General features: G+C 69.3%; 4 protein-coding genes. 2 read left to right on the top strand and 2 right to left on the bottom strand.

Annotated features, from left to right (window positions below; all coding sequences use genetic code 11):
- Positions 1 to 1911, top strand: a 1911-nt coding sequence (locus BZL64_RS28250; RefSeq protein ID WP_086772001.1) for an acetoacetate--CoA ligase, incomplete at its 5' end; no start/stop codon positions are given.
- Positions 1912 to 2002: 91 nt separating this feature from the next.
- A complete protein-coding gene (locus BZL64_RS28245; protein WP_086772000.1) occupies positions 2003 to 2908 on the top strand; it encodes a hypothetical protein in 906 nt (301 codons plus the stop codon).
- Positions 2909 to 2979: 71 nt separating this feature from the next.
- Here BZL64_RS28245 and ptsP read toward each other — a convergent pair whose 3' ends face one another.
- Complete coding sequence (gene ptsP, locus BZL64_RS28240; protein ID WP_086771999.1) at positions 2980 to 4650, bottom strand: phosphoenolpyruvate--protein phosphotransferase; 1671 nt, start codon at positions 4648 to 4650, stop codon at positions 2980 to 2982.
- Between the two features lie 82 nt (positions 4651 to 4732).
- The gene (locus BZL64_RS28235; protein WP_086771998.1) at positions 4733 to 5182 is read right to left on the bottom strand and encodes a PTS sugar transporter subunit IIA; all 450 of its coding nucleotides are present in this window, start codon (positions 5180 to 5182) and stop codon (positions 4733 to 4735) included.
- Between the last annotated feature and the right edge of the window lie 382 nt (positions 5183 to 5564).

The raw sequence follows: 5564 nt of genomic DNA, 5'->3' as shown, positions 1-5564 counted from the left end.
GCCCAGGTCACCAGATTCCAGACCTGGGCCGCCGAACGCCACGGAGCCCCGTCCGACGGCGGCTATCCGGCCCTGCACCGCTGGTCGGTCTCCGAACTGGAAACGTTCTGGACGGCCGTCACGGAGTGGTTCGACGTACGGTTCTCGACGCCCTACGCGCGCGTGCTGGGCGACCGCGCCATGCCCGGCGCCCAGTGGTTCCCCGGCGCCACCCTGAACTACGCCGAACACGCCCTGCGCGCCGGCACCACCCGCGCGGACGAACCAGCCCTCCTGTACGTCGACGAGACGCACGAACCCCGCCCGGTGACCTGGTCCGAACTGCGCCGCCAGGTCGGCTCCCTCGCCGCCGAACTGCGCCGCCTCGGCGTCCGCCCCGGCGACCGGGTCAGCGCCTACCTGCCGAACATCCCCCAGGCCGTCGTCGCCCTCCTCGCCACGGCAGCCGTCGGCGGCGTCTGGACCTCCTGCGCCCCCGACTTCGGCGCCCGCAGCGTCCTCGACCGCTTCCAGCAGGTCGAGCCGGTCGTCCTGTTCACCGTCGACGGCTACCGCTACGGCGGCAAGGAACACGACCGCCGCGACGTCGTCGCGGAACTCCGGGGCGAACTGCCCACCCTGCGCGCCGTCGTCCACATCCCCCTCCTGGGCACCGAGACACCCGAAGGAACACTGGACTGGTCGGACCTGACCGCCGCGGACCAGGAACCCTCCTTCGAGCAGGTCCCCTTCGACCACCCCCTGTGGGTGCTCTACTCCTCCGGCACGACAGGCCTGCCCAAGGCCATCGTCCAGTCCCAGGGAGGCATCCTCCTCGAACACCTCAAGCAACTCGGCCTGCATTGCGACCTGGGCCCCGAGGATCGTTTCTTCTGGTACACCTCCACCGGCTGGATGATGTGGAACTTCCTCGTCTCCGGCCTCCTCACCGGCACGACGCTCGTCCTCTACGACGGCAGCCCCGGCTACCCCGACACCGCCGCACAGTGGCGCATCGCCGAGCGCACCGGAGCCACGCTCTACGGCACCTCGGCGGCCTACGTCATGGCCTGCCGCAAGGCCGACGTGCACCCAGCCCGCGACTTCGACCTCTCCACGGTCCGCTGCGTCGCCACCACAGGCTCACCCCTGCCGCCCGACGGCTTCCGCTGGCTGCACGACGAAGTCCGCGAGGACCTGTGGATCGCCTCCGTCAGCGGCGGCACGGACGTCTGCTCCTGCTTCGCGGGAGCCGTCCCGATCCTCCCCGTGTACACCGGTGAACTCCAGGCACCCTGCCTCGGCACCGACCTCCAGGCCTGGGACCCGAGCGGCCGGCCCGTCATCGACGAAGTCGGCGAACTCGTCGTCACCAACCCCATGCCGTCCATGCCGGTGTATTTCTGGAACGACCCCGACGGCAGCCGCTATCACGACAGCTACTTCGACACCTACCCCGGCGCATGGCGGCACGGCGACTGGATCACCCTCACCTCACGCGGCTCCGTCGTCATCCACGGCCGATCCGACTCCACGCTCAACCGGCAGGGCGTTCGCATGGGGTCGGCCGACATCTACGAAGCCGTGGAACGCCTGCCCGAGATCAAGGAATCCCTGGTCATCGGCATCGAACAGCCCGACGGCGGCTACTGGATGCCGCTCTTCGTCCACCTGACACCGGGAGCCGTCCTGGACCAGGCGCTCCTCGACCGCATCAGGCAGACCATTCGCGAGGAACTCTCCCCGCGCCACGTCCCCGACGAAGTCATCGAGGTTCCGGGAGTCCCGCACACCCTCACCGGAAAGCGCATCGAGGTCCCGGTCAAGCGCCTCCTCCAGGGCACCCCCCTGGAAAAGGCGGTCAACCCCGGCTCCATCGACAACCTCGACCTGCTGCACTTCTACGAGGACCTAGCCCGCAAACGATCCTGAACAGCACAAAAGTCCAGCTCGGCCCCCATTGTCAGTGCCGTTGGTTACTGTGAGTGAGCATTGATCGACCGTGCACACACAGGGGGAAACCATGGCGGCACACACCGACCACTGGACCATGCGACGTGTCCTGCGCCGTGAGATCGCCGGCACCATCGGCCTGCTCACCGACGAACACGACTTCCGCGCCATGCGCCGCTATCGCACCTTCACGTTCCACGACCACACCACCTACCTACGACAGGTCGAAGACCTCCTCAAAACACGCGCCCTCCAGGGCACGCACACCACTGTCGCCCTCTTCGACCCGCAGGAGTACGCCGACTTCTGCGAGGCGAAGGGCCTCGACCCCGACAACCCCGCCCACCGCACCCGCTTCACGGCCGAACTCGCGACCACCGGCCCCACTCTGCCGTACGAGGGCCAGCCGCTGGCCGACCTGGTACCCGCCCTGGTCGACGAAGCCGTCCGGCAGGCGACCTGGGAGTACGCGGCCACCCTCCTCGCCCGCCTCGGCGCCTGCGCCACCTGCGGCGAGGACCTCGGCAGGGCGGCCTTCACCCGGGCCTCCGACCTCGTCGCCCGCATCCTCGACACCGCACCGCCGGGCAACAGCCACCTCGTGTGCAGCGTCACCGGCACACCCGAAACCCTCGTCGCCGTCCTCCACGCGGACGAGGCAGCCGACGGCACCACTCCGCTGGACGAGGCCGAGGCCCTCGAGTTCACGACGATCCTCGCCCTCGGCGTCGCCACCCGGAGCCCCGGCGGCCTGGTCATGCGTACCAGTTCCTTCGACGCCCCCGACCGGGTCTACGGCTGGCGGCTGCGAGGCGAGGGACTGGAACCGCTGACCGCGGGCGAGGTCTTCGACGCCTACTGCACCGACGCCGAATCCGGCGACCTCATCGCCCCGGAGTCCGGCGTCGACTACTGCGTACCGCCCGACCTCACCCAGGACGGACAGCGGGGGCCCACCCAGGGTCATCACCACTGACGCACAGGAGGGGCGCTCCACCGCGAAGGCGGAGCGCCCCTCCTCACCAGCCCGACACCGGCACGGCCCGACTACTCGCCGGACAGCACCGCCTGCGCCGCAGCTCGCGCGTCCTCGGCACTGTCGGTCGCACGGGCGGCCGCCGCGGCCCGCTCGCACTGCGCGAGCGTGTACTTCGCCAGCGTCGCCCGCACATAAGGAATCGACGCCGACCCCATCGACAGGGAGGTGACACCCAGACCAGTCAGCACACACGCGAGCAGCGGATCGGCCGCGGCCTCACCACAGACCCCACAGCTCTTGCCCTCGGCCTTCGCCGCCTCGGCGGACAGCGCGACGAGGTCGAGCAGCGCGGGCTGCCACGGGTCCTGGAGCCGCGACACCGCACCCACCTGGCGGTCCGCAGCAAAGGTGTACTGCGCGAGGTCGTTCGTCCCCAGCGACAGGAACTCCACCTCCTGCAGAATCGAGCGCGCCCGCAGAGCGGCCGACGGGATCTCCACCATGGCACCGAACTTGGCCCGCAGACCGGCCGCACGGCACGCGTCGGCGAAGGCCTTCGCGTCGGCACGGTCCGCGACCATCGGTGCCATCACCTCGAGGTAGACCGGCAGGTCCTCGGCTGCCTTGGCCAGCGCCGACAACTGGGTGCGCAGCACATCGGGATGGTCGAGCAGGGTCCGCAGCCCCCGCACGCCCAACGCCGGATTCGGCTCGTCCGCCGGGGTCAGGAAGTCCAGCGGCTTGTCCGCACCGGCATCCAGCACCCGCACCACTACACGCCCCTCGGGGAACGCCTCCAGCACCTGCCGGTACGCCGTGACCTGCTTCTCCTCCGAAGGCGCCTGCTTGCTGTCGTCGAGGAAGAGGAACTCGGTACGGAACAGGCCGACGCCCTCCGCACCGGCCTCGACGGCGGCCGGCACATCGGCGGGCCCCCCGACGTTCGCCAGGAGGGGCACCTTGTGGCCGTCGGCGGTGGCACCCGGCCCGGTCGAGGCGGACAGCGCCGCCTTCCGCGCCGCAGCCGCCGCCTCCAGCTGCGCCTTCTTCTCCTCGGTCGGGTCCACGAAGACCTCGCCCGTACTGCCGTCGACGGCGATGACCGTCCCCTCGGCAAGCTCACCGGCACCCGGCAGCGCCACGACAGCCGGCACACCCAGCGCCCGCGCCAGAATCGCGCTGTGGCTGGTCGGACCGCCTTCCTCGGTCACGAAACCGAGCACCAGCGTCGGATCCAGCAGCGCGGTGTCGGCCGGTGCGAGATCCCGCGCGACCAGCACGTACGGCTCGTCACTGTCCGGGACACCCGGCATCGGAACGCCCAGCAGACGGGCGACGATACGATTCCGCACGTCGTCGAGGTCAGCCACCCGACCGGCGAGGTACTCCCCGGCATTGGCCAGCAGCTCGCGGTACGCGGCGAACGCGTCGTACACAGCACGCTCGGCCGTACTGCCGACGGCGATACGCCGGTCCACGTCCGCCATCAGTTCCGGGTCCTGGGCCATCATGGCCTGGGCCTCGAGCACCGCCTGGGCCTCGCCCCCCGCCAGATTGCCGCGTGCCATCAGATCGGCTGCCACAGCATCCACGGCCTGACGGGCGCGCCCCTGTTCACGCTCCGCCTCCTCGGCCGGGATCTGCTTGGCGGGCGGTTCGAGGACCGCCGTTCCCATGTGCCGAACCTCGCCGATCGCCACACCGTGGCTCACACCGACGCCTCGCAGCGTTGTCTCCATCTCACCCGTCTCCGATAGTGCGGCGGGCCCCGCCGCCGCGGTGGTTGTCCCTATGTGCCGCTCCGCATACGACGGCATCGGCTCAGCGCCAGGAAAAGAGAGCGTCGCCAGTCTTCACGTCGCCGTCGTCACGGAGTTCACCGAGGGCGTCGGCTGTCGCCTCCAGCGCCACGATGGGGCACACCGGGGACTTGCCGGCCTCTTCGACCGCGACCGGGTTCCACCGCACGATGCCCTGCCCGCGCGTCACTGTGTCGCCCTTGTTCACGAGGAGCTCGAAGCCCTCGCCGTTCAGTTGCACGGTGTCGATACCGAGGTGAGTGAGCACGCCGTGTCCCTCCGCGTCGACGACGACGAAGGCGTGCGGGTGCAGGGAGACGATGACTCCGTCCACGGGTGCCACGGCCTCGGAAGGCTCGCGTACCGGGTCGATGGCCGTGCCGGGGCCGACCATGGCCCCGGAGAAGACCGGATCGGGCACTGCCGCCAGTCCGATGGCGCGTCCTGCCAACGGGGACGTCACGGTGGTCATGGGAAGCCTCCCAGGGGTGGAGATGTATATGGGCCGTCACTGCCAGTCCCGGACGGCGCACTGTGCAGCAGGGTATGTCATACGAAGTACCGGTTCCGCACGAGTGATCCCGATCCGTGGTCTAGACCACTAGCCTAATCGATTTGCACGCGCTCCGCGGCCCCGTGTACAGTCGTACTCCTGCTTAAGGGTGAGCGACGTAAGCAAGCGCGCTTAACCGAGCAGCACCCAACTTGTCAGATCTTATCTCTGGATCATCTTTCGCATGCCTGCGGAACGGTGGTCAGGGAGACGGAAAATCGCTGATAGAGTTGGGAACGCAAGACCGAAGGGAAGCGCCCGGAGGAAAGCCTGAGAGAGTCTCTCGGGTGAGTACAAAGGA

This window comes from Streptomyces bobili (genome assembly GCF_002154575.1).
Lineage (GTDB): Bacteria > Actinomycetota > Actinomycetes > Streptomycetales > Streptomycetaceae > Streptomyces > Streptomyces bobili.
Note: the sequence above shows the minus strand (reverse complement) of the source record. Positions and strands in the feature narration are given on the sequence as shown.